Consider the following 25,361-nt stretch of genomic DNA (forward strand, 5'->3'; position numbering starts at 1 on the left):
GATGGAAATGCTGAAGTTTGGTAAGTTCGCTGCGCTGGCCCTGGCCTTGTCCGTAGCTGTAGGTTGCTCGTCCAAAGGCGGCGAAGATGCTGGTCAAGGCGGCGCTGCTGTCGACCCTAACGCTGGTTACGGCGCAAACACCGGTGCCGTTGACGGTTCCCTGAGCGAAGAAGCTGCTCTGCGCGCTATCACCACGTTCTACTTCGAATACGACAGCTCGGACCTGAAGCCAGAAGCCATGCGCGCTCTGGACGTTCACGCCAAGGACCTGAAAGCCAACGGCGCTCGCGTCGTCCTGGAAGGTAACACCGACGAGCGCGGTACTCGCGAGTACAACCTGGCACTGGGCGAGCGTCGTGCCAAGGCCGTTCAGCGTTACCTGGTACTGCAAGGCGTTTCGCCAGCCCAGCTGGAACTGGTTTCCTACGGTGAAGAGCGTCCAGTGGCTACTGGCAACGACGAACAGTCGTGGGCTCAGAACCGTCGCGTCGAACTGCGTAAGTAATTCGTCATGCGAACGTGCCGTCGTGCTGTAACTGTTCTGGCTTTCGCCCTGCCTGTGATGGCTTGGGGCGCGGTGCCTGTGGTCGATAGCAACAACAATGGAGGCTACGGTAACAGTGGCGCCGTTGGTGGCAGCTATCCGCCCTCAGGTTACGGTACGAACGGCGCCTCGGCCGGGACAGTCGCGCAAGCGCCTGTCTCGGCTCAGGGCGAGCTGTTCATGCAACTGCAGCAAATGCAGGAAGACATCGCACGTCTGCGAGGTCAGGTCGAAGTCCAGCAGAACGATATCCAGCGCCTGAAACAGGAAGGGCTCGAGCGGTATCAGGAACTCGATCGTCGGATTGGCTCGGGGGTTGCACCTGCACCCAGTGCCCAACCGGATAATTCTTCAGCCAGCGGCGCGTCTAGCGGCGCTGGTGCTTCATCGGCTGCCGGCCAGTCGTCCGCAGGCGCCGAGCCTGGCGATCCGGCCAAGGAGAAGCTGTATTACGATGCAGCCTTCGACCTGATCAAGGCCAAGGATTTCGACAAGGCCAGCCAGGCCTTCGCCGCGTTCCTGCGCAAATACCCGAACAGCCAGTATGCGGGCAATGCCCAGTACTGGCTGGGCGAGGTCAACCTCGCCAAGGGTGACCTGCAGGGCGCAGGCCAGGCTTTCGCCAAGGTCAGCCAGCTCTATCCCAAGCACAACAAGGTGCCGGATTCGCTCTACAAGCTGGCCGACGTCGAGCGCCGCCTGGGCCATACCGACCGAGTCAAAGGCATTCTGCAGCAGGTTGTGACCCAATATCCGGGCACGTCCGCTGCGCAGTTGGCGCAGAAAGACCTGCAAAGATTGTGAAGCCTGCCATGTGATTCGAAGAAACCCGCGCCTGTCGCGGGTTTTTTCGTTAGAATTTGCCGCCATTTTATGAACACGCTTCCTGAGGCCGCGCGATCGCGGGCCGCCTGAAGTGCCCAACGGAGGCGGTCAGCCTGTTTCGCTGTCACGCCCGTGGACCCTATGCAAGACACACTACGTATTACCGAAGTCTTCTACTCGTTGCAGGGTGAGACGCGGACCGCCGGCTTGCCCACGGTTTTCGTACGCCTGACTGGTTGCCCCTTGCGCTGCCAATATTGCGACAGCGCCTACGCGTTCAGTGGGGGAACCCAGCGCACGCTCGATTCGCTCATGGAACAGGTGGCCAGCTACAAGCCTCGCTATGTATGCGTTACCGGAGGCGAGCCATTGGCTCAGCCCAATGCCATCCCGTTGATGCAGCGGCTCTGCGATGCCGGCTATGAAGTTTCCGTGGAAACCAGCGGCGCACTCGACATCAGCGCGGTCGACACCCGCGTCAGTCGCGTGCTCGACTTGAAGACACCGGGTTCTCTCGAAGTCCATCGCAACCGTTACGAGAACATCGAGCTGCTGACCCGCAACGACCAGGTCAAGTTCGTCCTGTGCTCGCGCGAGGACTATGACTGGGCCGTGTCCAAGCTGATTCAGTACGGGCTGGACGGTCGTGCCGGCGAAGTGCTGTTCTCGCCGAGCAAGGATCAACTGCGCGCTACCGATCTGGCCGACTGGATCGTGGCCGACAACCTGCCGGTGCGCCTGCAGATGCAGCTGCACAAACTTCTTTGGAACGACGAGCCGGGGCGCTGAGATGAACCATACCCAACACGAGAAAAAGGCAGTCATTCTGCTTTCCGGCGGCCTGGATTCCGCCACTGTCGTGGCGATGGCCAAGGCCCAGGGCTATGCCTGCTATACCATGAGCTTCGACTATGGCCAGCGCCATCGGGCCGAGCTCGATGCCGCGGCACGTGTGGCGCGGGACCTGGGCGTGATACAGCACAAGGTCATCAGGCTCGACCTGGATGGCATGGGCGGCTCGGCACTGACCGACACCTCGATCGACGTCCCGGAAACCTTGGGTGAGGGCATCCCGGTCACCTACGTTCCAGCACGCAACACGGTGTTTCTGTCTCTGGCGCTGGGTTGGGCCGAGGTGCTCGAAGCGCGCGACATCTTCATTGGCGTCAATGCGGTGGACTATTCGGGCTATCCGGATTGTCGACCCGAGTTCATCGAGGCTTTCGAGCGCCTGGCCAACCTGGCCACCAAGGCGGGAGTGCAAGGCAATGGCTTCACCATACAGGCACCGCTGCAGAACATGAGCAAGGCTGACATCGTCAAGGCAGGCGTGGCGCTAGGTGTGGACTATGGCCTGACAGTGTCGTGCTACCAGGCCGATGATCAGGGTCAAGCCTGTGGCAAGTGTGACAGCTGCCGCCTGCGTGCCGAGGGCTTCGCTGCGGCAGGTGTCAGCGATCCCACACGCTATTTTTGATTTATTTTCTGTAGGGTGTTGAATTACCAAAAGAATTCGGTATTATACGCCCCACGAAACGGGTCGTTAGCTCAGTTGGTAGAGCAGTTGGCTTTTAACCAATTGGTCGTAGGTTCGAATCCCACACGACCCACCATTTCGAAACCCGCAGCTTGCAAAGGCTGCGGGTTTTTTTATGCCCGTGATTCGGCGCTGGTGCCTGCCACGTCTATAAGGCTTTGCTAACGGCTGGTTTCTCTGTAGCCTGCGCCAGCCCTCAAAAGCCTCACGAAAGCCAGGGCATATACTCCCAGGCCTTGTCGGCCCGGCCTATACTCGACTCTCGCGCATCAGCGCCCGCAGGTCTTGCCCCATGACGCAGATATCCGAACGCCTTCTGGTCCAGGCTCACCTGGATGCCAAGCAGCCCCGGCCTCTGACACCGGAACAGGAAGCCGACTATCGTGCTGCCATCGCCGCCGAGCTCAAGGCTCAGGATGCGGTTCTGGTTGCCCACTACTACTGCGATCCCGTGATCCAGGCATTGGCCGAGGAAACCGGTGGCTGCGTCTCCGACTCGCTGGAGATGGCGCGGTTTGGCAATCAGCATCCGGCCCGAACGGTGCTGGTGGCAGGTGTCAGGTTCATGGGCGAAACGGCGAAGATTCTCAATCCGGAAAAGCGTGTGCTGATGCCCACCCTGGAGGCGACCTGTTCGCTGGACCTGGGTTGCCCGGTGGACGCGTTCTCGGCCTTCTGCGACCAGCATCCCGAACGCACCGTGGTGGTTTACGCCAATACTTCGGCTGCGGTGAAAGCCCGTGCCGATTGGGTCGTGACGTCGAGTTGCGCGCTGGAGATCGTCGAAAGCCTGATGGACAACGGCGAGAAGATCATCTGGGCGCCCGACAAGCACTTGGGCAACTACATCCAGACCCACACTGGCGCGGACATGTTGATGTGGGACGGTGCCTGCATCGTTCACGAGGAGTTCAAGGCGCGGCAGTTGGCCGACATGCGGGCGCTGTACCCCGACGCCGCGATTCTGGTGCATCCCGAGTCGCCGGCCGAAGTGATCGCTCTCGCGGACGCCGTGGGTTCGACCAGCCAACTGATTGCCGCCGCCCGAACACTGCCGCAGCAGACCCTGATCGTGGCCACCGACCGCGGTATCTTCTACAAGATGCAGCAGGCAGTTCCCGGCAAGACCTTGATCGAGGCCCCTACGGCCGGCAACGGTGCCGCCTGTCGCAGTTGTGCGCATTGCCCGTGGATGGCCATGAACACCCTGCAGCGCACCCTGGAATGCCTGCGCGCGGGCAGCAACGAAATCACTGTGGATGCGGCGCTGATTCCCCAGGCCATCCGGCCGCTCAAGCGCATGCTGGACTTCACCCAGGCCGCGCGCCTGAAGCTGGCCGGCAACGCCTGATCAGAGGCTTTTGCCCAGCGCGACCACAGGCCGTTCGGACTTCGCCAGCTCAAGCTTCGGCAACTCTGGCCGCGGACGGCCGAGTCGTTTGTTCAGTTCCAGCCATTCGGCCAGGGCCAGCATCAGGCCCGCGCCCACCAGCGCACTTGCGATCTGCATCGCGAGTTGGTCGTCGGCCAGGGCATTGGCCATGTCGGCCAGCGGTGCCAGGACCACGCTGAGGCAGAAGACCTCGAGCGAATAACGTCCCATCAGCGCGACTTTGCGTGCCAGCAGGTTATTCACCCACTCGCCTTGAGGTATCAGCTTGGCCACGCAGTAGGCCAGGGCCACGAAATGCAAAAGGCGTGACGGCGACAGGTTGGTCTTGTCGATGGGGTAGAGCAGTTCGCCAAACCAGCCGGGCACCAGCGCCTCGTGCAGCACCGGCCAGCGCCAGCCCAGGGCGACCAGCGCGCTGAATGTCACCAGTGTGGCGCACGCGAGAAACAGCGGCTGGCGGCCCAACGGGCGTGCCACCGCGACTGGCGCGCGTGCCGCATGCAGCGCCGTGGCGCCACCCAGTACGAACAGCACTTGCCAGGCCAAGGGGTTGAAATACCACAGGCCGTTGTCGTGCGCCGGGATGTTCCAGCCCAGCCATTGCACTGCCAGGTACAACACCAGCGACAAGCCGATGGCCTGCGCTGGCCGCTTGATCAGCAGTGGCAGGACGATCGGCAGGCCGAGCAGCAACACGATGTACAGCGGCAAAGGGTCCATCAGGTTGGGTTTGAAGCGCAGCAGCAGTTCGTCGACCATGGCCTGTTGCGGGTTGGAGACGAAATAGGTGAGGTTCATTTCCTGGATCATGTCGCGCGTTTCGACGTGATTGTTGGCAACGAAAATGATGCCCATCAGCACCGCCAGGAGGAAGATGTGCACCACGTACAACACCCAGGCGCGGCGCAGTATGCGCACCGTGGCGACCAGGTAGCCGTCGCGCAGGGCGATCTTGCCGTAGGCCAGCACGGCTGCGTAGCCGGCGAGAAACACGAACACCTCCGCCGCATCGCTGAAGCCGAAGTTGCGCAGCGTGAAGCTGGCCAGTGGGTTTTGCGGTATGTGATCCCAGAAAATGAAGATCAACGCCAAACCTCGATAGAAATCGATCCGATGGTCTCGATCGTTAGTCATGGCGACAGGCTCTTGCGAATAGGAAGGATGTAGTAGGGATTGGGCACCGGGCATTACGGTTCCGTATCGGCGGCCATTATCGATCAGCGGCGCGGAGGTTGGCCGGTTTCGCAACGAATTGCAAAAGTTTGGCTATTACGGAATGTCACAAGGCTGAGTTGACGCAGCCCTTGTGGTCGCGGCGCAAGCTGTGTCCGGCCTCACCGCTTTCAGGCTCACCGTGCGCACCCATGACCCGGCTTGCGCCGCTGCTACAGGGATGGGTGGATCAGTTGCCAGCGCACTTCCGTGGTTTCTTCGCTCCAGTACACCGGTTTGCCTGCGATCAACGCCGCCACGGGCAGCCCGTCGCGGTACAGCACGCGGTTGCCCGGCAGCGCCGGCACACTTTTCTGGATCTGCAGTGGGTCGGCTCCGGGCAGTGGCAGCAGGGTACCGACCAGGTTCAACGGGTCGCTGGCCGTGATCGACACCAGGGTGCCATCGACCGGTCGCTTGCGCACCTCGCGCAGGGCTGGGATAGCCTCGGGCAGTGCGAACTGCTCACCGGACAAACCATCGATGAAACGCCCCCCGCGGATCTGCCCACGTGCCTCCAGGCGCTGCAGCGCGCGCAACAGGTCGCGCCAGCTGGGCAGCCAGTCGGCTTCGCGTTGCAGCAGACGCCAGAACACCACGCCGTAGCGGCGCAGCAGCACCAGCGCGACCTGTTCCACGGCTTCATCGGGCGCGCAACCGGGCGCCTGCAGCAGAGCCCAGCGGCCGGCATCGTCCATGCCACCGATGAACGCGCCACGACCGCGGCGACTGCTGCGCGCCTGGCGTTTGCCGGCCGGGGTGATCAGCGCGCGCAGGCCGGCGAAACTGTCGGCATTCACGCGACCCGCGGCGACCAGCTCCTGCAGGGCGTTCTCGGCTTCGGTGCGCAGCAGGCGTGTCTGGTGGACCAAGTCGTCGAAAAACATGGCGCCTTGCGCGGCCAGGGTCTGCTCCAGCTTCTGCGCACGCATGGACAGTTCCTGCGGCTGCACTGCCGCAGCCAGGCTGCGCCACAAAGGCAGGCGCGCGCGCGGCAGCAGCACGATCGGCGTGTTGCGCAGGGTCGCACCCTTGCCACTGCTGGCCAGCCGCGCCCAGACCGTCTTGCCGCTGCGGCTGGCGCGGTCCAGCCACGACGGATCGTATCCGCGCAGTCGAGCCGGCAGCAGGTCGTTCTCCCAGGCGCTGGCCGGCGCGCTGTAGCCTTCGAGCTGGTCGAGCAAGCGGCTCATTGCCGCTTCGCCTTGCAGGCGCGTACCGGGCGCGAGGCACTGCCAGTCGAGGAGGAAGCGCATGAACACTTGCAGGCTGACCGGTTCGATCTCGCGGCGCAGACGCTTCACCGTGTAGCGGTGGATGCGCGCCAGCAGGTGCCGTTCGCACCACTGGGTTTCCTCGAGGTGTGCGATAAACCGGCCACGCATGACGTAGCCCTGGTTTTCCAACACCAGCAGGGCTTGTTCGACGAGCGCGGGATGCAGGTTCAGCGGGGCGGCGATTTCACCCAGCCGCTGCGGGCCGAACCCGCTCAAGCGAGCGCGGATCAGTTCCAGTGTCGCTTCCTGCTTCGTCCGCGTCTGCGCCAAGTGCGCGGGCATCCGCAATGCTGGCGACAGCTCGATACCCCCATAGATGGCCTGCAGGCAGGCCACCCGTTCCAGGGCCAGCCACAGGTGGCTGCCGTCGCCCAGGGTCAGGCGTGCCGCGCGACCTGTACCGGCCAGGGCCTTCAACAGCAGTAGCTCGCTGGCCCCAACCTCGCGTTCGGCCAATGCGCCCAGGCTCATCAACGCCTCGTGCATCTCGTCATTGCTGACAGGGGAGGGCCATGCTTCGGCGGCTACTGCCGCGATGGCATCCTTGTCCAGTTCGCCCATGTCGTCCGCTGTGCGCGGTTCGTCCCAGCGCCGGTTGAGCACCGCCTGGGTACGTCGCTCTTCCAGCGGAGCGTCGTCGAGAAACGCATAGGGCCTGGCATTGAGGATCGCTGCCGCCAGCGGCGAAGGGCGGGGCAGATCACGCTGGATGAGGCTGATCCGACCGGTTTCGATGCGCCGCAGCAGGGCCAGCCAGCCCTCGCTGTCCATGGCGTCGTGCAGGCAGTCGTCGAGGGTTTGCGCGACCAGCGGGTGGTCGGGAATCTCCCGTTCGCCGACGATGTTCTCCAGGCAGGCGATCTGGTCGGGGAATACCGTGGCGATCAGGTCCTCGCTTTTCATTCGCTGCAGCTGCGGGGCCACCTTGCGTCCGCCACTGTAACGGGGCAGGGCCAGGGCCGTAGCGGCGTTCCAGCGCCAGCGCACGCCGAACAGCGGAGCGTCGAGCAGCGCCTGGGTCAATATCGATTCGGCACTGTTGCTGTGCAGGTAGTGCCAGACGTCCTCCAAGGCGAAGCTGTGGCTGGTCGACAGCGACAGCACGATGGCATCTTCGCTGGCTGCCGCTTGCAGCTCGAAATTGAACGTGCGACAGAACCGCTTGCGCAAGGCCAGGCCCCAGGCCCGGTTGATGCGGCTGCCGAATGGCGTGTGGATGACCAGCTGCGTGGCACCCGAGGCATCGAAGAAACGCTCCATGATCAGCGTGTCCTGGGACGGCAGCGCGCCAAGCGCCTCGCGCGTACGGGAGAGATAATCGAGCAATTGCCCAGCGCTGTCCTGGGCCAGGTCGAGCGCGTCCTGCAGCCACGGCAGCACGGGCTCGGGTAGCCCGTCACTGAGCGCCAGGCGTTGGTCTATCGAGGCCTGCAGGCGCGCCACGCCCGCTGACAGCTCGGCGCTGCGTCCGGGTATTTCGCCGAGCCAGAAGGGGATGTTCGGCGCCTGACCGTGGGCATCTTCGACCCGTACCTTGCCGCCTTCGATGCGCAGGATGCGGTAGGAGCGATTGCCCAGCTGGAAGATGTCGCCAGCGAGGCTTTCCACGGCAAAATCCTCGTTGACGCTGCCGATGCTCAACGCCTGGGGCTCCAGCAGCACCGCATAGTCGGCGTTGTCGGCTATGGCGCCTCCGCTGGTGACCGCAGTCAACTTGCTGCCGCGCCGGCCGCGCAGGCTCTGGGTGACTGCATCACGGTGCAGATAGGCGGCGCGCACGCCCTGACGCCCGCTGTAACCTTCGGCCAACATGCGCAGCAACGCTTCATAGCGCGTATCGTCCAAGGCCGCATAGGGCGTTGCCTGACGGAACATCTGCAGCAACGCCTGCTCCGGCCATTCCTGGCAGCTGACCTCGGCGATGATCTGCTGGGCCAGTACGTCCAGCGGCGCCTGGGGAATGCGCAGGATGTCCAGTTCGCCGCGCCGCACGCAGTCCAGCAACGCTACGCATTCGATCAGGTCATCCCGAGAAATTGCAAACAGGCGGCCCTTGGGAATACCGCCGACGTGGTGGCCGGAACGGCCCACCCGTTGTAGAAACGCTGAAATGGAGCCGGGCGAGCCGATCTGGCAGACCAGGTCCACGTCACCGATGTCGATGCCCAGCTCCAGCGAGGCCGTGGCGACCAGCACCTGCAGGTCGCCACGCTTGAGCCGTTGTTCGGCATCCAGACGCTGCTCCTTCGCCAGGCTGCCATGGTGGGCCGCCACTTGCTCGCGCCCGAGCCGCTCGCTCAGATGGCGCGCCAGACGCTCGGCCAGGCGCCGGGTATTGACGAACACCAGGGTGGTCCGGTGCGCCTGGGCAAGCTCGGCCAGGCGGTTGTAGACCAACTCCCAGACGTCATTGGGCATGACCGCCGCCAGCGGCACCGCGGGTACTTCGATGGCCAGGTCGCGGGGGCGGGCGTGACCGATGTCGACGATCGAACACATCCGCTGCGCACCGACCAGGAACTGCGCCACCTGAGCGATCGGCTTTTGCGTGGCGGACAGGCCGATACGTCGCAGCGGCTTGCTGCACAGTGCCTGCAGACGCTCCAGGCTCAAGGCCAGATGGCTGCCGCGCTTGCTGCCGGCCACTGCATGGATCTCATCGACGATCACCGTGCCGACATCCGCGAGCATGCGGCGGCCGGAGTCGGATCCGAGCAGCACATAGAGCGATTCGGGCGTGGTAACCAGGATGTGCGGAGGGTGCCGGCGCATGGCGGCCCGCTCTTTCTGCGGCGTATCGCCGGTACGTACCCCGGCGGTGAGGGTCAGCGCGGGCAGGTCCATGCCGGCCAATTGCTCGGCAATACCCTGCAGTGGACGTTGCAGGTTCAGCTGGATGTCGTTGGACAAGGCCTTGAGCGGTGAGACGTACAGCACCAGGGTGCGTCGCGGCAGCTCGCCTCCTTGCGCGAGGCCCAGCTGCACCAACTCGTCGAGAACGGCCAGGAAGGCCGTCAGGGTCTTGCCCGAGCCGGTGGGTGCGGCGATCAGGGTCGAGTGGCCCTGCTGGATCAACGGCCAGGCCTGGGCCTGGGCGGGAGTGACGGCAGCAAATTGCCGGCGGAACCAGGCGCTTACTGCTGGATGGAAGTTGGCCAGTGCCGAATCGTGCTGTGCAGGTAGGTTCATGATCTATTGATGGGGAACGCGCAGCGAAGTTGCAACCGGCAGGGGGTCGCAGGTGCATTGCCGCAACCCACAAAAAAGGGCGACTCGCGTCGCCCTCGATCAAGCCCGTTGCATTCAACCGCGACGGCGCAGCGCTTCGATACGGTCTTCCAGTGGCGGGTGGGTCATGAGCAGGCAGGCCAGGCCATGCTTGAGTCCACCGTTGATGCCGAAGGCGTTCAGCGAGTCTGGCATCTGCACGGGAACGCCCTGCTCGGAGCGCAGGCGCTGCAGCGCACCGATCATCGCGTTGGTGCCGGCCAGCCGGGCACCGGCTTCGTCGGCGCGGAACTCACGGCGGCGCGAGAACCACATGACGATGACGCTGGCCAGGATACCCAGCACCAGTTCGGCGACGATGGTCGCGATGTAGTAGGCGATGCCCTGGCCTTGCTCGTTCTTGAAGATCACCTTGTCGACGAAGTTGCCGATGATTCGTGCGAAGAACATCACGAAGGTGTTCACCACGCCCTGCACCAGCGCCAGGGTGACCATGTCGCCGTTGGCCACGTGGCCGATCTCGTGGGCCAGCACCGCCTTGACTTCGTCGGGGGAGAAACGCTCGAGCAGGCCCTGGCTGACGGCCACCAGGGCGTCGTTCTTGTTCCAGCCGGTGGCGAAGGCGTTGGCCTCGTAGGCCGGGAAGATGCCGACTTCGGGCATCTTGATGCCTGCCTCGCGCGACAGCTCCTCGACGGTCTGCAGCAGCCATTGTTCGTGACGGGTGCGCGGTTGGGTGATGATCTGCGTGCCGGTGCTCATCTTCGCCATCCACTTGGAGATGAACAGCGAGAACAGCGAACCGGCGAAGCCGAACACGGCGCAGAAGATCAGCAGCTGATTGAGGTTCAGATCCACCCCGTTGGCCGCCATGAACCCATTGAAGCCAAACAGGCTCAGGGTAATGCTGGCAATCAGCACAACCGCAAGGTTAGTGGCCAGAAACAGCAAGATGCGCATCATGGTTGTAACGTTCTCCTGACGGATAGAAGTGTTGCGTATGCGCTATATAAGGCCCGAGCCCGGTCGATTCAACCGGGGGACTATTTCAAACTGTGTATATGCGCACGGACACTTGAACACGTTCGGTTTTTACTGGCGATAATTCTTCAGGAAGCGGCCGATGCGACCGATGGCCTGCTCGAGGTCGTCGACCCGCGGCAGCGTCACTACCCGGAAATGGTCCGGGTTGGGCCAGTTGAACGCCGTGCCCTGGACCACCAGCAGCTTTTCCGACAACAGCAGGTCGAGCACGAACTTCTCGTCGTTGAGGATCGGGCAGACCTTGGGATCGATGCGCGGGAAGGCGTAAAGCGCACCCATGGGCTTGACGCAGCTGACGCCGGGAATGTCGTTGAGCAGCTCCCAGGTGCGGTTGCGCTGTTCCAGCAGGCGACCGTTGGGCAGCACCAGGTCGTTGATGCTCTGGTAGCCGCCCAGCGCGGTCTGGATCGCGTGCTGGCTCGGCACGTTGGCGCACAGGCGCATGTTGGCGAGGATGTCGATGCCTTCGATGTAGCTCTGGGCGTTGTGCTTGGGCCCCGAAATGGCGATCCAGCCGGAACGGAAACCGGCCACGCGGTAGGATTTGGACAGGCCGTTGAAGGTCAGGCACAACAGGTCCGGGGCCAGCGAGGCGGTGCAGATGTGTACGGCATCGTCGTAGAGGATCTTGTCGTAGATCTCGTCGGAAAACACCACGAGGTTGTGCTGGCGAGCGATTTCCAGCATGCCCAGCAGCACTTCCCTGGAATACACGGCGCCGGTGGGGTTGTTCGGATTGATGATCACCATGGCCTTGGTGTTGGGGGTGATCTTGGCCTTGATATCGGCCAGGTCTGGCCACCAGTTGGCCTGCTCGTCGCAGAGGTAGTGCACGGCATGGCCGCCGGCCAGGCTGACCGACGCTGTCCACAGCGGGTAGTCGGGCGCCGGGATCAGCACTTCGTCGCCATTGTTGAGTAAGGCCTGCAGCGACATGACGATCAGCTCGGAGACGCCGTTGCCCAGGTAGATGTCCTCGATGCCGACCCCTTCCACCTGCTTCTGCTGGTAGTACTGCATGACCGCCTTGCGCGCACTGAACAGGCCCTTGGAGTCGCTGTAGCCCTGGGCGGTGGGCAGGTTGCGGATGACATCCTGAAGAATTTCCACGGGTGCCTCGAAGCCGAACGGCGCCGGGTTGCCGATGTTCAGCTTGAGGATGCGGTGGCCTTCCTCTTCCAGGCGCTTGGCGTGCTTGAGCACCGGCCCGCGGATGTCATAGCAGACGTTGGCGAGCTTGTTCGATTTGCTGAACTGCATGGTGAGGTCCCGAAAGATGGCAAGGCCCGCGCCGGCCCTGATGATGAAAAAAACGATTCGCTGCAACGCGGGTGACAGATTGCTGTCCAAAGGCGCAATCATACGTGCCGCCTGATCGTTGCAAAAGACACAGATCGGGCTTTTTGAACTGCCGAGGTGTACCGATGGGCAAGCTCACGCGAAGCGAAGAAGAATGGAAGAAAATGCTCGATCCCGAGCAGTACAATGTGTGTCGCCTGAGCGCGACCGAGCGGCCTTTCACGGGCAAGTACAACGACTTCAAGGGTGACGGCATCTTCACCTGCGTCGGCTGCGAAGAGCCGTTGTTCGACTCGCGCAGCAAATTCGATTCCGGCTGCGGCTGGCCGAGTTTCTCCGCACCGATCGGCGAGCAGGCGATGGTCGAGATCCGCGATACCACCCACGGCATGGTCCGTACCGAGGTCAAGTGCGCCACGTGCGACTCGCACCTGGGTCACGTGTTTCCCGACGGCCCGGCCCCGACCGGCCTGCGCTACTGCATCAACTCGGTGTGCCTGGACTTCCAGCCGCGGGCCGACCAGCCGGCATGACCTCTGACAAGAAAGCGACCATGAGCAAAGACCTTCTTTCCATCCCGTGCATCACCCTGGACGGCCAGCACAAGACCATCGGCGATTTCGCCGGCAAGGTCCTGCTGGTGGTCAATACGGCCAGCCAGTGTGGCTTTACGCCACAGTACAAGGGGTTGGAGGAGCTGTGGCAGACGTATCGCAAGCAGGGCCTGGTGGTGCTGGGGTTTCCCTGCAACCAGTTCGGCAATCAGGAGCCCGGCGATACCCTGGACATCGTGCAGTTCTGTGAAAAGAACTTCGGCGTGAGCTTCCCGATGTTTCGCAAGATCGATGTCAACGGCGACCTGACCCACCCGCTGTTCGTGCAGCTCAAAAAGCGCGCACCGGGGCTGTTCGGGTCGGAGAAAGTGAAATGGAATTTCACCAAGTTCCTGGTGGCGCCCGACGGCCGCGTCAAGCGCTTCGCGCCGTTGACCAAACCCGCCGCGCTGGCCCACGAGATCGAAATGGCGCTGCGCTGAATCTGGAAATAGCGCTGCGCTGAACCTGGTTGCTATTCAGGTACCCACTGGTCGATCAGCATGACCAGTTCCTCTCGGCGGAACGGCTTGGCCAGATAGTCGCTCATGCCCGCCGCGCGGCAGCGCTCGCGTTCTTCGGGCATGGCATTGGCCGTCAGCGCCACGATCGGCAGCTGCGGCCAGCGCCCGCTTCGACGAATCTGCCGGCTGGCTTCGTAGCCATCCATGACCGGCATGTTGCAGTCCATCAGCACCAGGTCGAACTCGTGCTTCTCCAACTCGCTGAGTGCCTCGCCGCCGTGCGCGGCCACGGTGACCTCGCACCCCAGCTTGCTCAGCATGCCTTTGGCCACCAGCTGATTCACCGGGTTGTCCTCCACCAGCAGGATGCGTGCCCGCCGTTGCGCGCTGCGCCGGTTGGCCAAGTGGTCGAGCGCGGTGGGTTCGTCACCCACCAGGCTGCGGCGCAACGCCTGATACAGCGCATTGCGTGCCAGCGGCCGGGCTTGTTGCTGCAACGGCATCAGCGCGTTGGCCTGCTCGGTGGGCAGGAAGTTGCCGTAGGCGGTCACCAGCAGAATCGGTGCCTGGATACCGGGACGCAGGCCGAACAGGCAGTCCAGGCTGTCGGTGACGACCAGGTCTGGAGTGATATTGGTAAGGTCCGCGCCCAGGTCGTAGCGCTGGTAATCGATGCCCCATAGCGGCAGCAGATCGTGCAACAGTTCTGCCAGGCCGCTGCCGGCGTGCCCGACCAGCAACACCTGGCCACGCAGCAACGGCGGAACGTAGGCCGGACTGTGCGCCATGAGCGGCAGGTCGGCATAGAACTGGCTGCCGAAACCGGCTTCCGAGCTGATGCTCAAGCGCCCCTGCATGGCCTCGCAAAGGTTGTTGGTCAGGGCCAGGCCCAGGCCCGTGCCGCCGAACTGCCGGGTGATGCCGGCGCCGGCCTGGGTGAAGGGCTGGAAGATCTTGACCTGCGCTTCCTGGGCGATACCGATCCCGGTGTCACTGACTTCGATGCGCACGCCACCCGGACGGGTATAGAGGCGCACGTCGACGCGGCCGAAGCGGGTGAATTTCAATGCGTTGGACAACAGGTTGCTGACGATCTGCCGCACCCGGGTGGGGTCGCCCAGGACCAGGGCGGGAAAGTGCGGATCGATCAGGCAGGTCAGCTCGACGCTGGGCGCCGCGTTCTGCGACAGCAGGTTGGCGGTGTCTTCGATCAGGGCGCCGAGGTCGAAGGGGATGCGCTCCAGCTCCAACTGGCCGGCGTCGAACTTGGACAGGTCGAGGATATCGTTGAGCAACTCGACCAGCACCTTGCCCGAGTCGTGCGCGATGGACAGCTGCTGACGCTGCTCGGCGTTGAGCGGGCTGTCCAGCGAAAGGGCAATCATGCCCAGCAGGCCGTTGAGCGGGGTACGAATCTCATGACTCATGTTGGCCAGGAAGGAGGCGCGCGCCTGGGCCATGTCCAGGGCAGTGCGGCGGGCCTTTTCCAATTCTTCGTTGGACATGCTCAGGCGCGTATTGCTGGCCTTGAGCTCGGTGGTGCGCGCCGACACGATGTTTTCCAGCTCACCCAGGTACTCGGTCAAGCGATTCTCGGCACTGCGCCGCTGCTGGATCTCCGTGGCCATGCTGATGAACTGCTGGTTGGCGACCTTCACCAGCACGCCGATCTCGTCGTGCTCGTGGCCCGGCGGGTAGTCCAGGCGCGCGGGCTTGGGCTGGTGCGGATCGCTGCTGCTCAAGGCGCGGATGACCCGGTTGAGGGGCTTGGTCAGCATCAGGTAGAAAAACCCCAGCAGCATGCCGGTGAGCAGCGCCGTGCGCAGGAAGCCGCTGGCCAGGGTGATTTCGGCGCGGCGCAGGAATCGGTTGCCGATGGCGAAGGTGTCGACGCTCAGTTGCAGGGTGCCCAGGCGGTCGTTGGGCATGTGCGACAGAAACAGGGGGTCTTCGTACTGGCGCTGAGCGTCGAAGAGTATGTCGCTGAGGAAGCGGTAGCTGCTTTCCAGGCGCGGTCGCTGCACGCTGGCGAGCACGTTGCCGTTGTTGTCCGTCAGCCGCGCGCCGGTGATCGACTCCGACTGCAGCAGGCCCAGGGTGAGTTCCTTGGCGAGTTCGGCATCGATGTTGTAGGCGATACGCGAGGCCGGGTTGTGGCTGATTTCGAGCAGCGAGCGCATCTGCCGATCGATGGCTTCGTTGACGTTGGAATAATCGATGCCGATCTGGATAACACTGAGCAAAGCCCCCAGAATGAAGCCGACCAGTACCGTCAGGCGTGCTTGTTTATAGGACAGCCGCTGGGTGAATTTTATATCCATGGGTACTGGGCCAATTTCCATTCCGTGCGCAGGGCCAAAGCATGGACCATGTGTGTGCGCCGCAGCGTGCGACGGCATGTCCGCCTTGCCGAACCTTTTACACGCAACTTGCCTTGAGGAAAAGTCGTGGACTCTCGTTTGAATGCCTTTCTTGAGCGCGCCGAATCCGTGCTGGCGCGGCTCGAGCCGTTGCTGCCCGCGCTTCGCAGCGAAATCGACTGGAATCAGTGCCTGGCCGCGCGCTGGCAGCGTGAAGGCCGCAGCGGCTACCTGTTGCCGCTGGAGGTCAGCCTGGACATGCGTCTGAGCGACCTCATCGGTGTCGACCAGCAGCGCCAGCAGCTGGCGCGCAACACCCAGCAGTTTCTCGATGGCCACCCAGCCAATCATGCGTTGCTGTGGGGATCGCGCGGCACCGGCAAGTCATCGCTGGTGCGAGCGCTGCTTGCCGAACATGCGGGCGCAGGGCTGCGCCTGATCGAGATCGAGCGCGACCATCTGGCCGACCTGCCGCGGGTGGTCGAGCAGTTGCAGAAACTGCCGCAGCGTTTCGTGCTGTTTTGCGACGACCTTTCGTTCGAAGCGGGCGAGGGCGACTACCGGGTGCTCAAGAGCGTGCTCGACGGCTCCCTCGAGCAGGCGCCTGACAATGTGCTGCTGTATGCAACCTCCAACCGTCGCCATCTGGTCCCCGAGCATCAGAGCGACAACGAGAACTGGTCCCGGGTCGACGGCGAGTTGCACCCCAGCGAAGCGGTCGAAGACAAGATCGCTCTGTCCGACCGGTTTGGCCTGTGGCTGTCGTTCTATCCGTTCACCCAGGAGCACTTCCTGCGTGTGGTGGAGCACTGGATCGGCGAACTCGCTCGCGACAGCGGCCTGCAATGGTCGCGTGACGAGCAACTGGATATCCTTGCCGTGCGCTGGGCGACCGGACGGGGCAACCGCAACGGCCGCTGCGCCTATCAATTCGCCCGTTACTGGGTAGGCCTCAAACTGCTGGAGCAACAAGCATGATCGATTTGCACGCCGCAGGCGCGGGGCTGGAAGGCTACCGCATGCTGTGCGCTCAACTGCAATCGCTGTTGGCCGACGAGCGTGACTTCGTCGCCAATGCGGCGCAATTCTCGGCGTTTCTGTTCAACCAGGTCGACGACCTGAACTGGGCGGGCTTCTACCTCAACCGCAACGAGGAGCTGGTACTGGGGCCCTTCCAGGGGCAGGTGGCCTGCGTGCGCATTGCGTTTGACCGTGGCGTCTGCGGGGCCGCTGCGGCGACCCGGCAGACCCAGCGGGTCGAGGACGTGCATGCGTTCCCCGGGCACATCGCCTGCGACAGCGCATCGAACAGCGAACTGGTGATTCCGCTGGTCAAGGACGGCGTGCTGATCGGCGTACTGGATCTGGACAGCCCACGTACTGCCCGCTTCAGCGAAGCGGACCAGCAGGGCCTGGAACAGCTGGCGGCGATCTTCCTCGAAGCGACCGACTGCAGCCGCTACTGAAGCGCCAGCCTGTTCAGTCGTAGTTGGTCTTCTTCTGGAATGGGTCTTCCTTCTCGTCGGCCTTCAAGCCGTCGGTGAGTTCGTTGACTTCGTTCCCGGTCGGCTCCATCTGGCTGAGCACCATGGCATTGGTGCGCTTGAGCATCTTCTGCAAGTACTCCAGCTGCTCTTGGTAGAGCGCAGCGTCGGGCTGACCCTTGAGGTATTGCACGCCCCGCTCGAATGCCAGCCGCGCGCGGCCCGGCTGGCCCTCTCCCAGCAGTTGCTGGCCCAGGTTGTTGAAGAATTCGATGTGCAGCAGGACCAGAATGCTGCGGATCTCGCGGCCCCAGTGCTTGGTTTCGGCCGGGTTGAGAAAGCCCTCCTGAGCGGCACGCGTGACCTGCGCATGCAAAGCTTCGAGCAGAAAGCGCACTTCCTTGGCCTGGTCTTCGGTCAGGATCGGGAAGGGCGGATTGCCGATTGCAATGTCATCGCCCTTGGCGATCTCACCTTGCAGCTCTTCAAGGCGCGTCTTGAGCGGCGCGTTCTGCCTGTCGAGCAGCAGCAGGCGCTGGCTGATGTTCAGCTCCAGCCGGGTAAGCAGTTGCTTTAGGGCAGGGGTCATCAGCTGGCCGGGGAACGTCTCGCCGATGCGCCCGCAGCGGCGCAGGCGGTCGGTGAGCTCGAGCTTGTCGCGCGCCTTGGCCAGCTTGTTGCTCTCGACCATGTTGTTGAGCAGGCCGATGACGATAAGGATGGCGATCCCCGTTACGATGAACAGGGTGATCATGAGTGGAGTCACCGGGGAGCTCTCGAGGTTGAGTGAGGTTGAAGTGTAGGGCCGGTCTGCCGACACCGATAGCACAACACGCTGCAACGCATTTATAGAGGTACCAGCGCTGTCCGTCGCAACTATGGCTTTGTGCTATTACTGCTGTCAAAAGCTTATTCATGTCCACGTGTCTCGCTGCTTCATCAGCACGCCCGGCTGGCCCGCAAAGCACGGTGAAGTCATTGATTTAAATAAATTTATAACAGGGGGTTGACGACCCTCGAAAGCATCCATAGAATGCGCGCCACTTGCAGCGTAAAGCACACAGCGAAGCGCGGCAGGGAGTGAAGTTGTAGCGTGTCCCCTTCGTCTAGTGGCCTAGGACACCGCCCTTTCACGGCGGTAACAGGGGTTCGAGTCCCCTAGGGGACGCCATTGCGGGAATAGCTCAGTTGGTAGAGCACGACCTTGCCAAGGTCGGGGTCGCGAGTTCGAGTCTCGTTTCCCGCTCCAGTTTAAGCAGTGTGGCCTTCGGGCGGCACTGAGTGAAACCAGCATCCAGTCTTCGGACTTGGGTCTGGGCCCCGGAATACACACCATGTGTTTCGGTCAGCGTGTCCCCTTCGTCTAGTGGCCTAGGACACCGCCCTTTCACGGCGGTAACAGGGGTTCGAGTCCCCTAGGGGACGCCATTTGCGGGAATAGCTCAGTTGGTAGAGCACGACCTTGCCAAGGTCGGGGTCGCGAGTTCGAGTCTCGTTTCCCGCTCCAAATTCAATGAAAACGCCGCTCAGAGATGAGCGGCGTTTTTGTTCGTGCGTGATTTATGAGTCATGCACCGTGGCGTGCCTTTCGCGGCCGATGACCGCTCCTGCGCAGTAGCGAGCCGACCGTAGGAGCGGTCAGCGGCCGCGAAGGGTTCACTGCGGGCTGTCGGGCTGAACCCGGCGCCGATGGGGAATGTCGTCGTCGGCAATCAATACCCGTTCCATTGCCCGCGGGAAATCACCGTAGTTGTACACCGGGTAATGCAATGCCCCACGGTTGTCCCAGAACGCTACATCTCCGGCTTGCCACTTGAAACGCACCTGGTACTCCGGGTTGCTCACTTCCTTGAGCAACAGGCCGACGATCTCGCGGCTTTCTTCCAGTGACAGACCCAGAATTTGCGGTGACATCGAAAAGTTGATGAACAACGCATCTTCGCCCGTCTCCGGATGCGTACGCACCAGCGGGTGCGCGAGGATCGGGTAGTTGTAGCCGACCTTGTCCAGCGCGGGTTTGAAGTTGTGGGTGACGAAGGCATTGTCGATGCGCTCGCGCAGGGCCGCCGGCAGGCTGCGGTACACCAGCCCGGTGTCGGCCCAGAGCGTGTCGCCGCCGGTTTCGGGCAGCGACACCGCGCGTAGCACGGCGCCGAAGGTGGGTTTGAGCATCCAACTGGTATCGGTATGCCAGCGGCCCTTGCGGGCGTCGCCGTAACGGTCGCGGGCTTCACTTCCCAGAATCAGGTGGGCGTTGGGACGCTCGTGGTCCTGCTTCTGGGTGGTCGGATGCTGGTACAGCTCGCCGAACTGACGGGCGAACGCCAGTTGCTGGGCGGTATCGATGTGCTGGTCACGGAAGAACAACACTTTGTGCTTGAGCAGCAAGGCACGTATTTCATCACGGGCGTGCGCGTCGAGTGGGCGTCGCAGATCCAGGCCCTCGATCTGCGCGCCGATGGTCGGCTCCAGCGCAGTGGCGCGGATCGCCGTGGCAGGGCGCGGTATTTTTTCGGCAAACATGGCAGATGTCCTTTGCAATCGAGTGCCGGAGCCCACGGCCACGGCGGGTGGGGAAAGGGAATTCAGGCCACTTCTTCGTTGCGGCGCGCGGTTGCGTTGCGATTGGTCGGCACCTCCAGGCCGAGGCTGTCGCGCAGGGTCAGGCCGGGGTATTCGGTGCGCAACAGGCCGCGTTGCTGAAGGATCGGCACCACGTAGCGGGTGAAGTATTCAAGGCCGTTGGGCAACAGCGAGTTGATGATGAAGCCATCGGCGGCGTGACCCTCGAACCAGGCTTGCACCGCGTCGGCGACTTCTTCTGGCAGGCCGACGAAATCCCGGTCGGGCTTGGCGAAGCGCAGCGCCACTTGGCGCAAGGTCAGGTTCTCTTCACGGGCCACGTGCTTGATACGCTCGGACGTACCTTTGTGGCTATTGGCGCCCAGGTCGCCCAGATCGGGGAAGGCCGCGTCCAGGTCATGCCCGTTGAAGTTGTAGTCGTTGAACGGGCGGCCGAGGGCGACGATGGCGTCTTCGATGCCCACCAGGTCTGCAGCTTCCTGATAGCGGCGCTCGACCTCGTCGCGGTCCCGGCCCACGATCGGGCTGATGCCGGGCAGGATGAACAGTTTGTCCGGGTTGCGACCGGCCTTCGCAGCACGTTGCTTGAGGTCTTGGTAATAGGCGTGCGACTCGGTGAACGACTCGTGCCGGCAGAAGATCGCATCGGCGTTCTGCGCCGCGAATGTACGGCCGTCTTCGGAAACGCCGGCCTGGAAGATCACCGGTTGACCCTGGCGCGAGCGGGCGATGTTCAGGGGTCCCTTGACCTGGAAGAATTCGCCCTGATGGTTCAGTGCGTGCAGCTTGCTGCGGTCGAAAAACTCGCCGGTGGCCTTGTTGCGGGTAAAGGCGTCGTCTTCCCAGGAATCCCACAGCCCCTTGACCACATCCACGTGCTCCCGGGCGATGCGGTAGCGAACGGCATGGGGCGGGTGCTCGGCCTTGCTGAAGTTGTCGGCGGTGCCGGACAGCCAGGAGGTGACCACGTTCCAGCCGGCGCGCCCGCCACTGATGTGGTCGAGCGAAGCCAATTGCCGCGCCACCTGGTAGGGCTCGGTGTAGCTGACCGTGATGGTAGCCACCAGGCCGATGTGCTCGGTAGTGGCGGCCAGCGCCGAGAGCAGGGTGAGCGGTTCGAAGCGATTGAGGTAGTGCGGGCTCGAGCGTTCGTGAATGTGCAGGCTGTCGGCGATGAAGGCGAAGTCGAAGCGCGCCTCTTCGGCCAGCCGCGCCTGCTGTTGGTAGTAGCGCAGGTTGGTGCTGGCGTCGGCCAACGCCTGCGGATGGCGCCACTCGCCCCAGCCGTGCCCCACACCGTGGATCATGGCGCCCAGTTTCAGTTGTCGTGTGCTCATGGGAATCTCCTGTTATGGCGCGCTGGCCAGTGGGGTTTGGGTGGGTGCACGGTAGGCGTTGAAATGCTTGTCGAAACCTTGGGCAACCTTGACCGGCTGGGCCAGCACGCCTTCCTCCAGATAGATGTCGGCGGTTTGCTGCAGGTCGGCGATCACCGCGTCGGTGATCTCGGCGCGGGTGTAGCGGGTCTCGTTGACCGAGGCCAGGTGCACCGCCAGGGGCAGGCGGGTGACCTGAGCCTGGGCTGCGGCGAACTCGTCGTGGTGGGTGTTGGCCCATTGGTAGGCACGCTCCAGGCGCACGACGAAGTCCTCGACCTGCGCGCGCTTGGTTTCAGTGGCTTGCTGCGTGGCGACCAGGTAGGTGTTGTTGGTCAGCAGGTCGGTGCCCTTGCGCAGGATGCGGGCGTTGCCTTGGTTCAGCGCAATGGTGGTGTAGGGGTCCCAGGTCGACCAGGCGTCGGCGTCGCCGGACTGCAGGGCGCCTTGGGCATCGCTGGGCAGCAGGTTGACGAAGGTGATGTCGGACGTCTTCAGGCCCGCGTCACGCAAGGCCTTGATCACCAGGAAGTGGCCGATGGAACCGCGATTGGTGACGACCCGCTTGCCCTTGAGGTCGGCGACCGACTGCAGCGGCGAGTCCTTGGGCACCAGGATGGACGTGGTATAGCGGCCTTCGAAATGGGTAATGCTGACGGCCTTGAGCGGCGCGCCGGAACCCAGCGCGAAGACATAGGGCGCATCGCCCAGATAACCCACGTCCACCGCGCCGGCGTTCAGCGCTTCGCCCAGCGGCGCGGCGGCTGCGAATTCCGAGAACTCGATGGGGTAGGGAACGTTCTTGAGTTCACCGGCGGCGGTGAGCAGCAGCTTCAGGGTGGATTTCTGATTGGCAACGCGCAATGGTTCGAGCTTGTCGGCCCAGGCCAGGGGGCCGGTGGCCAACAGCCCGACGGCCAAGACGAGGGAAAGGACACGGGAACGGGTCATGGACAGCGACTCCTGAAGAGGGATTGAGTTACCTCCACCAGGCGAGGGGTCGGTCTGCATTCAAGCTAAAGCTCTAACGAGGCGCTGTGAAATGACATTTAGTTCTAAGTTAATTATTCTTTTTATGAATTCTTAGGTGATGGCAATATGCGTAGCTAGCATATTTTTGTATGGGTCTGTCTCGTAGGAGCGGTCCGTGGCCGCGAAGGGGCGCTGCGGTGGTTCAGGCATACCGCGGTGTTTTTTCGCGGCCGATGACCGCTCCTACGGGGGTTGCGCGGAGTATTGTAGGAGCGGTCCGTGGCCGCGAATGGGCGCTGCGGTGGTTCAGGCATACCGCGGTGCTTTCTTCGCGGCCGATGACCGCTCCTACGGGGATTGCGCGGAGTATTGTAGGAGCGGTCCGTGGCCGCGAAGGGGCGCTGCGGTGGTTCAGGCATACCGCGGTGTTTTTTCGCGGCCGATGACCGCTCCTACGGGGGTTGCGCGGAGTATTGTAGGAGCGGTCCGTGGCCGCGAATGGGCGCTGCGGTGGTTCAGGCGTACCGCGGTGCTTTCTTCGCGGCCGATGACCGCTCCTACGGGGGGCGGGATGACGTGGCTCAGGCCAGGGCGCGTTGGCGCTTGCCGGGGACGGCGTCCAGCAGGGCCTGGGTGTAGGCATTCCCCGGATGGTTGAACAGCTGCGCAGTGGGGCCCTGGTCGACGATGCGGCCCTGGCGCATGACCAGCACCTCATCGGCGACGTTGGCAATCACTGCCAGGTCATGGGAGACGATGACGTAGGCGATGCCCAGCTCGCGTTGCAGCTCGTCGAGCAGATCGAGGATCTGCCGCTGCACCGAAACGTCCAGGGCCGACACCGGCTCGTCCAGCAGCAGAAGGTCGGGCTGCAGTGCCAGGGCCCGGGCGATGGCCACACGCTGGCGCTGGCCGCCGGACAGCTCCCTGGGCACGCGGTCGAGGAAGTGGGCCGGCAGATGCACCCGTTCGATCAATTCACGCGCAGCCCGATCGAGCTCCGCCCCTCGGGCCAGGCCGAACGAGACGAGAGGTTCGACGATGCTGTCGAAGATCGACAGGCGCGGGTCCAGCGCTGCGAACGGGTTCTGCTGCACCAGTTGCATGCGCCGACGCAGCGGCCGGAATTGTCGCCAGCCGAAATCGGTCACGTCCTGCTCGGCAAACTCGATACGGCCGCTGTCGGCTTTCTCCAGCCCCAGGGCAATGCGCAACGCCGTACTTTTGCCCGACCCGGATTCGCCGACGATGCCCAGGGTCTGCCCGGCGCAGACCTTGAAGCTGACATCGGCCAGCGCCTGGAAGCGGTCGGCCTGGCCACGGACCCGTGGCAGCCGGTAATGCTTGTTCACCGCAGTCAGCGCCAGCAGCGGCGGTTGCCCTGGCGCAGCCGCAGCGCGCGGTGCGCGGGGCTCGGCGAAGGCTGGCGCGGCGGCGATCAAGGCGCGGGTGTAAGGCTGGGTCGGCTTTGCCAGTACCTGCTGCGGCGTGCCGTGCTCGACCAGCCTCCCGGACTTCATCACCAGCACCCTGTCGGCGCGGTCGGCGGCCACGCCCAGGTCGTGGGTGATGATCAGCAACGAGATGCCTCGCTCGCGCACCAGCCCCTCGAGATGATCGAGAATCCGCTGCTGGACGGTCACATCCAGCGCACTGGTCGGCTCATCGGCGATGATCAGTCGCGGATTGCCGGCCAGCGCGATGGCGATCAGCACGCGTTGACGCATGCCGCCGGAGAGCTCGTGAGGGTACTGCCGGGCGCGCAGCGTCGGGTTGTCCAGGCCGACCTGGGCGAGCAGCTCGCTGACATCGTTGTCTACCCCGCGGTAGCGCCCACCTCTGGCCAGCACCAGTGCCTCGGCGATCTGCACGCCGATGCGCTGGGTGGGGTTGAGGCTGACCATCGGGTCTTGTGGTACCAGACCGATGGTGCGGCCGCGCAGTTGGCGCTTGACGCGTTCGCTGGCCTGGCTCAGGTCCTGCCCGGCCACCACCAGCCGACCGGCAGTCAGCACGGCGCTGTCAGGCAGCAAGCCGAGGATAGCGTTGGCCACAGTGGTCTTGCCCGAGCCCGATTCTCCGACGATGGCCAGGGTCTCGCCCTGGGCCAGGCTGAACGATACATCCGTCACCGCTTGGGTGTGCTGCGCACCCTGGCGGTAGGCGATGCCCAGGTTGTGGACTTCAATGAGCGCGTTCATCGCTTGATCTCTTCAAAGGTGCGGGCCAGGTGATTGAGGCTGAACACCACCGCCACGACAAAGGCGCCGGGCAACAGCGCCACCCACGGCGCGGTGATCAGAAAATGCCGTCCGGTAGCGATCAGCGTGCCCCATTCCGGCGCCGGTGGCGCGGCGCCGAAACCCAGGAAGCTGAGGCCTGCGGTGGCCAAAATGGCGGCGCCGAAGTCGAGGGTGGCGAGCACGGCGACCGGCCCCCAGGCGTTGGGCAGAATGTGCCGCCACAACGTCTGCAACCAGCTCGCACCGCCCAAGCGGGCGGCTTCCACGTAAGGCAGGGTCTTCACGCGCAGCACCTCGGCGCGGGTGGTGCGGGCAAAACCGGGAATGATCCCTACACCCACGGCGAGGGCTACCGGCAAGGTGCCGAAGCCGATGGCGGTGACGATGGCCAGGGCCAGCAGCAAGCCGGGCAGGGCCAGCAGCACGTCGATCACGCGCATGATCAGCGCATCCACGCGGCCCCCGGCGAACCCCGACAGCACGCCCAGGCTCAAGCCGCCGAGCAGGGCCAGGCCAACCGCCAGCAGCGCTGCCTGAATCGACAGGCTGGCGCCGTGGATCACGCGGGTATACAGGTCGCGGCCCAGCTCGTCGGTGCCGAACCAATGGGTGGCGTTGGGCGCGGTGAGCTTGGCCAGCGGCGCCGTGGCATTGGGGTCGAAGCCGCTCAGCACGCCCGGTGCCAGCGCAGCCAGCAAAGCAAAGGCGACTACCAGCGCGGCCAGCATGAAGCCGGGCCGGCGCAACAGGGGACGTGAAGCGCTGAGCAGGCGTGACCAGCGATTGCGCCGTCGCCATGGCGTGGTGGCCTCCACTGGCAATGGCGCGGATGGCGTCGTAGCCGGCAAGCGTTGTATCGACGGCGAGCCGAACCGACGGTCGAGGTTGTGCACGGCGTTGGATGAAGGCATGAGCGGAATCCTTGGC

The 25,361-nt window shown here is 63.6% G+C and carries 20 protein-coding genes and 5 tRNA genes; 14 read left to right on the top strand and 11 right to left on the bottom strand.

Going from position 1 to position 25,361, the window contains the following annotated elements; translation table 11 throughout:
• The first annotated feature begins 1 nt into the window (after position 1).
• The 6 genes from pal (at position 2) to nadA (ending at position 4,257) form a co-directional block, all read left to right on the top strand.
• The gene (gene pal, locus IFT75_RS05810) at positions 2-505 is read left to right on the top strand and encodes a peptidoglycan-associated lipoprotein Pal (protein WP_043187198.1); all 504 of its coding nucleotides are present in this window, start codon (positions 2-4) and stop codon (positions 503-505) included.
• Positions 506-511: 6 nt separating this feature from the next.
• On the top strand, positions 512-1,348 hold the full coding sequence (gene ybgF, locus IFT75_RS05815; RefSeq protein WP_185793943.1) for a tol-pal system protein YbgF: 837 nt from the start codon (positions 512-514) through the stop codon (positions 1,346-1,348).
• 162 nt (positions 1,349-1,510) lie between these two features.
• On the top strand, positions 1,511-2,158 hold the full coding sequence (gene queE, locus IFT75_RS05820; RefSeq protein ID WP_122479306.1) for a 7-carboxy-7-deazaguanine synthase QueE: 648 nt from the start codon (positions 1,511-1,513) through the stop codon (positions 2,156-2,158).
• Between the two features lies 1 nt (position 2,159).
• Positions 2,160-2,846: a 7-cyano-7-deazaguanine synthase QueC gene (queC, locus tag IFT75_RS05825; protein WP_192053721.1), complete on the top strand. Its 687-nt coding sequence runs from the start codon at positions 2,160-2,162 to the stop codon at positions 2,844-2,846.
• A gap of 60 nt (positions 2,847-2,906) precedes the next feature.
• Positions 2,907-2,982: transfer RNA gene (locus IFT75_RS05830), tRNA-Lys, on the top strand.
• A gap of 216 nt (positions 2,983-3,198) precedes the next feature.
• Positions 3,199-4,257 (top strand): quinolinate synthase NadA, encoded by a 1,059-nt coding sequence (nadA, locus tag IFT75_RS05835; protein ID WP_192053723.1) that lies wholly within the window; start codon positions 3,199-3,201, stop codon positions 4,255-4,257.
• Here nadA and IFT75_RS05840 read toward each other — a convergent pair whose 3' ends face one another.
• From IFT75_RS05840 to IFT75_RS05855, 4 genes are all read right to left on the bottom strand, one after another.
• Complete coding sequence (locus IFT75_RS05840; protein WP_192053725.1) at positions 4,258-5,433, bottom strand: OpgC family protein; 1,176 nt, start codon at positions 5,431-5,433, stop codon at positions 4,258-4,260.
• Positions 5,434-5,684: 251 nt separating this feature from the next.
• Complete coding sequence (locus tag IFT75_RS05845; RefSeq protein WP_192053727.1) at positions 5,685-9,977, bottom strand: DEAD/DEAH box helicase; 4,293 nt, start codon at positions 9,975-9,977, stop codon at positions 5,685-5,687.
• A gap of 114 nt (positions 9,978-10,091) precedes the next feature.
• The gene (gene htpX / locus IFT75_RS05850; RefSeq protein WP_192053729.1) at positions 10,092-10,979 is read right to left on the bottom strand and encodes a protease HtpX; all 888 of its coding nucleotides are present in this window, start codon (positions 10,977-10,979) and stop codon (positions 10,092-10,094) included.
• A gap of 129 nt (positions 10,980-11,108) precedes the next feature.
• A complete protein-coding gene (locus IFT75_RS05855) occupies positions 11,109-12,320 on the bottom strand; it encodes a pyridoxal phosphate-dependent aminotransferase (RefSeq protein ID WP_185793939.1) in 1,212 nt (403 codons plus the stop codon).
• A 164-nt stretch (positions 12,321-12,484) separates the two neighbouring features.
• Between IFT75_RS05855 and msrB the strand changes: the two genes are divergently transcribed.
• Entirely contained in the window at positions 12,485-12,892 is a 408-nt protein-coding gene (msrB, locus tag IFT75_RS05860; protein ID WP_122479301.1) for a peptide-methionine (R)-S-oxide reductase MsrB, read from the top strand.
• A gap of 20 nt (positions 12,893-12,912) precedes the next feature.
• A complete protein-coding gene (locus IFT75_RS05865) occupies positions 12,913-13,395 on the top strand; it encodes a glutathione peroxidase (RefSeq protein ID WP_192053731.1) in 483 nt (160 codons plus the stop codon).
• A gap of 32 nt (positions 13,396-13,427) precedes the next feature.
• Here the strand turns inward: IFT75_RS05865 and IFT75_RS05870 are convergent, their stop codons facing one another.
• Positions 13,428-15,737, bottom strand: coding sequence for a response regulator (locus tag IFT75_RS05870; protein ID WP_192053733.1), 2,310 nt, complete (start codon positions 15,735-15,737; stop codon positions 13,428-13,430).
• Between the two features lie 126 nt (positions 15,738-15,863).
• On the opposite strand from IFT75_RS05870, the gene IFT75_RS05875 reads away from it, so the two are divergent.
• Complete coding sequence (locus tag IFT75_RS05875; protein ID WP_185793938.1) at positions 15,864-16,754, top strand: DUF815 domain-containing protein; 891 nt, start codon at positions 15,864-15,866, stop codon at positions 16,752-16,754.
• Positions 16,751-17,242 (top strand): GAF domain-containing protein, encoded by a 492-nt coding sequence (locus IFT75_RS05880; protein ID WP_192053736.1) that lies wholly within the window; start codon positions 16,751-16,753, stop codon positions 17,240-17,242. Before IFT75_RS05875 ends, IFT75_RS05880 begins: the two co-directional genes overlap by 4 nt.
• 13 nt (positions 17,243-17,255) lie before the next feature.
• On the opposite strand, the gene IFT75_RS05885 is transcribed toward IFT75_RS05880, so the two are convergent.
• Positions 17,256-18,026, bottom strand: coding sequence for a hypothetical protein (locus IFT75_RS05885; protein WP_192053738.1), 771 nt, complete (start codon positions 18,024-18,026; stop codon positions 17,256-17,258).
• 329 nt (positions 18,027-18,355) lie between these two features.
• Between IFT75_RS05885 and IFT75_RS05890 the strand changes: the two genes are divergently transcribed.
• From IFT75_RS05890 to IFT75_RS05905, 4 genes are all read left to right on the top strand, one after another.
• Positions 18,356-18,431: transfer RNA gene (locus tag IFT75_RS05890), tRNA-Glu, on the top strand.
• A gap of 2 nt (positions 18,432-18,433) precedes the next feature.
• Positions 18,434-18,509, top strand: a tRNA-Gly gene (locus IFT75_RS05895).
• Between the two features lie 103 nt (positions 18,510-18,612).
• Positions 18,613-18,688: transfer RNA gene (locus tag IFT75_RS05900), tRNA-Glu, on the top strand.
• Positions 18,689-18,691: 3 nt separating this feature from the next.
• A tRNA-Gly gene (locus IFT75_RS05905) sits at positions 18,692-18,767 on the top strand.
• Between the two features lie 149 nt (positions 18,768-18,916).
• On the opposite strand, the gene IFT75_RS05910 is transcribed toward IFT75_RS05905, so the two are convergent.
• From IFT75_RS05910 to IFT75_RS05930, 5 genes are all read right to left on the bottom strand, one after another.
• Positions 18,917-19,783: a TauD/TfdA dioxygenase family protein gene (locus IFT75_RS05910; protein ID WP_192053740.1), complete on the bottom strand. Its 867-nt coding sequence runs from the start codon at positions 19,781-19,783 to the stop codon at positions 18,917-18,919.
• A gap of 62 nt (positions 19,784-19,845) precedes the next feature.
• Complete coding sequence (locus IFT75_RS05915; RefSeq protein ID WP_192053742.1) at positions 19,846-21,180, bottom strand: LLM class flavin-dependent oxidoreductase; 1,335 nt, start codon at positions 21,178-21,180, stop codon at positions 19,846-19,848.
• Between the two features lie 12 nt (positions 21,181-21,192).
• Positions 21,193-22,170 (bottom strand): ABC transporter substrate-binding protein, encoded by a 978-nt coding sequence (locus IFT75_RS05920; protein WP_192053743.1) that lies wholly within the window; start codon positions 22,168-22,170, stop codon positions 21,193-21,195.
• 602 nt (positions 22,171-22,772) lie between these two features.
• Positions 22,773-24,392: a dipeptide ABC transporter ATP-binding protein gene (locus tag IFT75_RS05925; protein ID WP_192053745.1), complete on the bottom strand. Its 1,620-nt coding sequence runs from the start codon at positions 24,390-24,392 to the stop codon at positions 22,773-22,775.
• Entirely contained in the window at positions 24,389-25,345 is a 957-nt protein-coding gene (locus IFT75_RS05930; protein WP_185793932.1) for an ABC transporter permease, read from the bottom strand. The genes IFT75_RS05925 and IFT75_RS05930 overlap by 4 nt, the downstream gene beginning before the upstream one ends.
• Between the last annotated feature and the right edge of the window lie 16 nt (positions 25,346-25,361).

The sequence above is a fragment of the Pseudomonas sp. CFBP 8758 genome (assembly GCF_014841725.1).
GTDB lineage: Bacteria > Pseudomonadota > Gammaproteobacteria > Pseudomonadales > Pseudomonadaceae > Aquipseudomonas > Aquipseudomonas baltica.

Bases quoted from the DNA above. Each gene is read 5' to 3' on its own strand.
- queE (WP_122479306.1), top strand. From the start codon at position 1,511: ATGCAAGACACACTACGTATTACCGAAGTCTTCTACTCGTTGCAGGGT.
- IFT75_RS05880 (WP_192053736.1), top strand. From the start codon at position 16,751: ATGATCGATTTGCACGCCGCAGGCGCGGGGCTGGAAGGCTACCGCATG.
- nadA (WP_192053723.1), top strand. From the start codon at position 3,199: ATGACGCAGATATCCGAACGCCTTCTGGTCCAGGCTCACCTGGATGCC.
- pal (WP_043187198.1), top strand. From the start codon at position 2: ATGGAAATGCTGAAGTTTGGTAAGTTCGCTGCGCTGGCCCTGGCCTTG.
- IFT75_RS05925 (WP_192053745.1), bottom strand. From the start codon at position 24,392: ATGAACGCGCTCATTGAAGTCCACAACCTGGGCATCGCCTACCGCCAG.
- IFT75_RS05870 (WP_192053733.1), bottom strand. From the start codon at position 15,737: ATGGATATAAAATTCACCCAGCGGCTGTCCTATAAACAAGCACGCCTG.
- IFT75_RS05845 (WP_192053727.1), bottom strand. From the start codon at position 9,977: ATGAACCTACCTGCACAGCACGATTCGGCACTGGCCAACTTCCATCCA.
- IFT75_RS05910 (WP_192053740.1), bottom strand. From the start codon at position 19,783: ATGTTTGCCGAAAAAATACCGCGCCCTGCCACGGCGATCCGCGCCACT.
- IFT75_RS05915 (WP_192053742.1), bottom strand. From the start codon at position 21,180: ATGAGCACACGACAACTGAAACTGGGCGCCATGATCCACGGTGTGGGG.
- htpX (WP_192053729.1), bottom strand. From the start codon at position 10,979: ATGATGCGCATCTTGCTGTTTCTGGCCACTAACCTTGCGGTTGTGCTG.
- IFT75_RS05840 (WP_192053725.1), bottom strand. From the start codon at position 5,433: ATGACTAACGATCGAGACCATCGGATCGATTTCTATCGAGGTTTGGCG.
- IFT75_RS05930 (WP_185793932.1), bottom strand. From the start codon at position 25,345: ATGCCTTCATCCAACGCCGTGCACAACCTCGACCGTCGGTTCGGCTCG.
- ybgF (WP_185793943.1), top strand. From the start codon at position 512: ATGCGAACGTGCCGTCGTGCTGTAACTGTTCTGGCTTTCGCCCTGCCT.
- IFT75_RS05920 (WP_192053743.1), bottom strand. From the start codon at position 22,170: ATGACCCGTTCCCGTGTCCTTTCCCTCGTCTTGGCCGTCGGGCTGTTG.
- IFT75_RS05865 (WP_192053731.1), top strand. From the start codon at position 12,913: ATGAGCAAAGACCTTCTTTCCATCCCGTGCATCACCCTGGACGGCCAG.
- msrB (WP_122479301.1), top strand. From the start codon at position 12,485: ATGGGCAAGCTCACGCGAAGCGAAGAAGAATGGAAGAAAATGCTCGAT.
- queC (WP_192053721.1), top strand. From the start codon at position 2,160: ATGAACCATACCCAACACGAGAAAAAGGCAGTCATTCTGCTTTCCGGC.
- IFT75_RS05855 (WP_185793939.1), bottom strand. From the start codon at position 12,320: ATGCAGTTCAGCAAATCGAACAAGCTCGCCAACGTCTGCTATGACATC.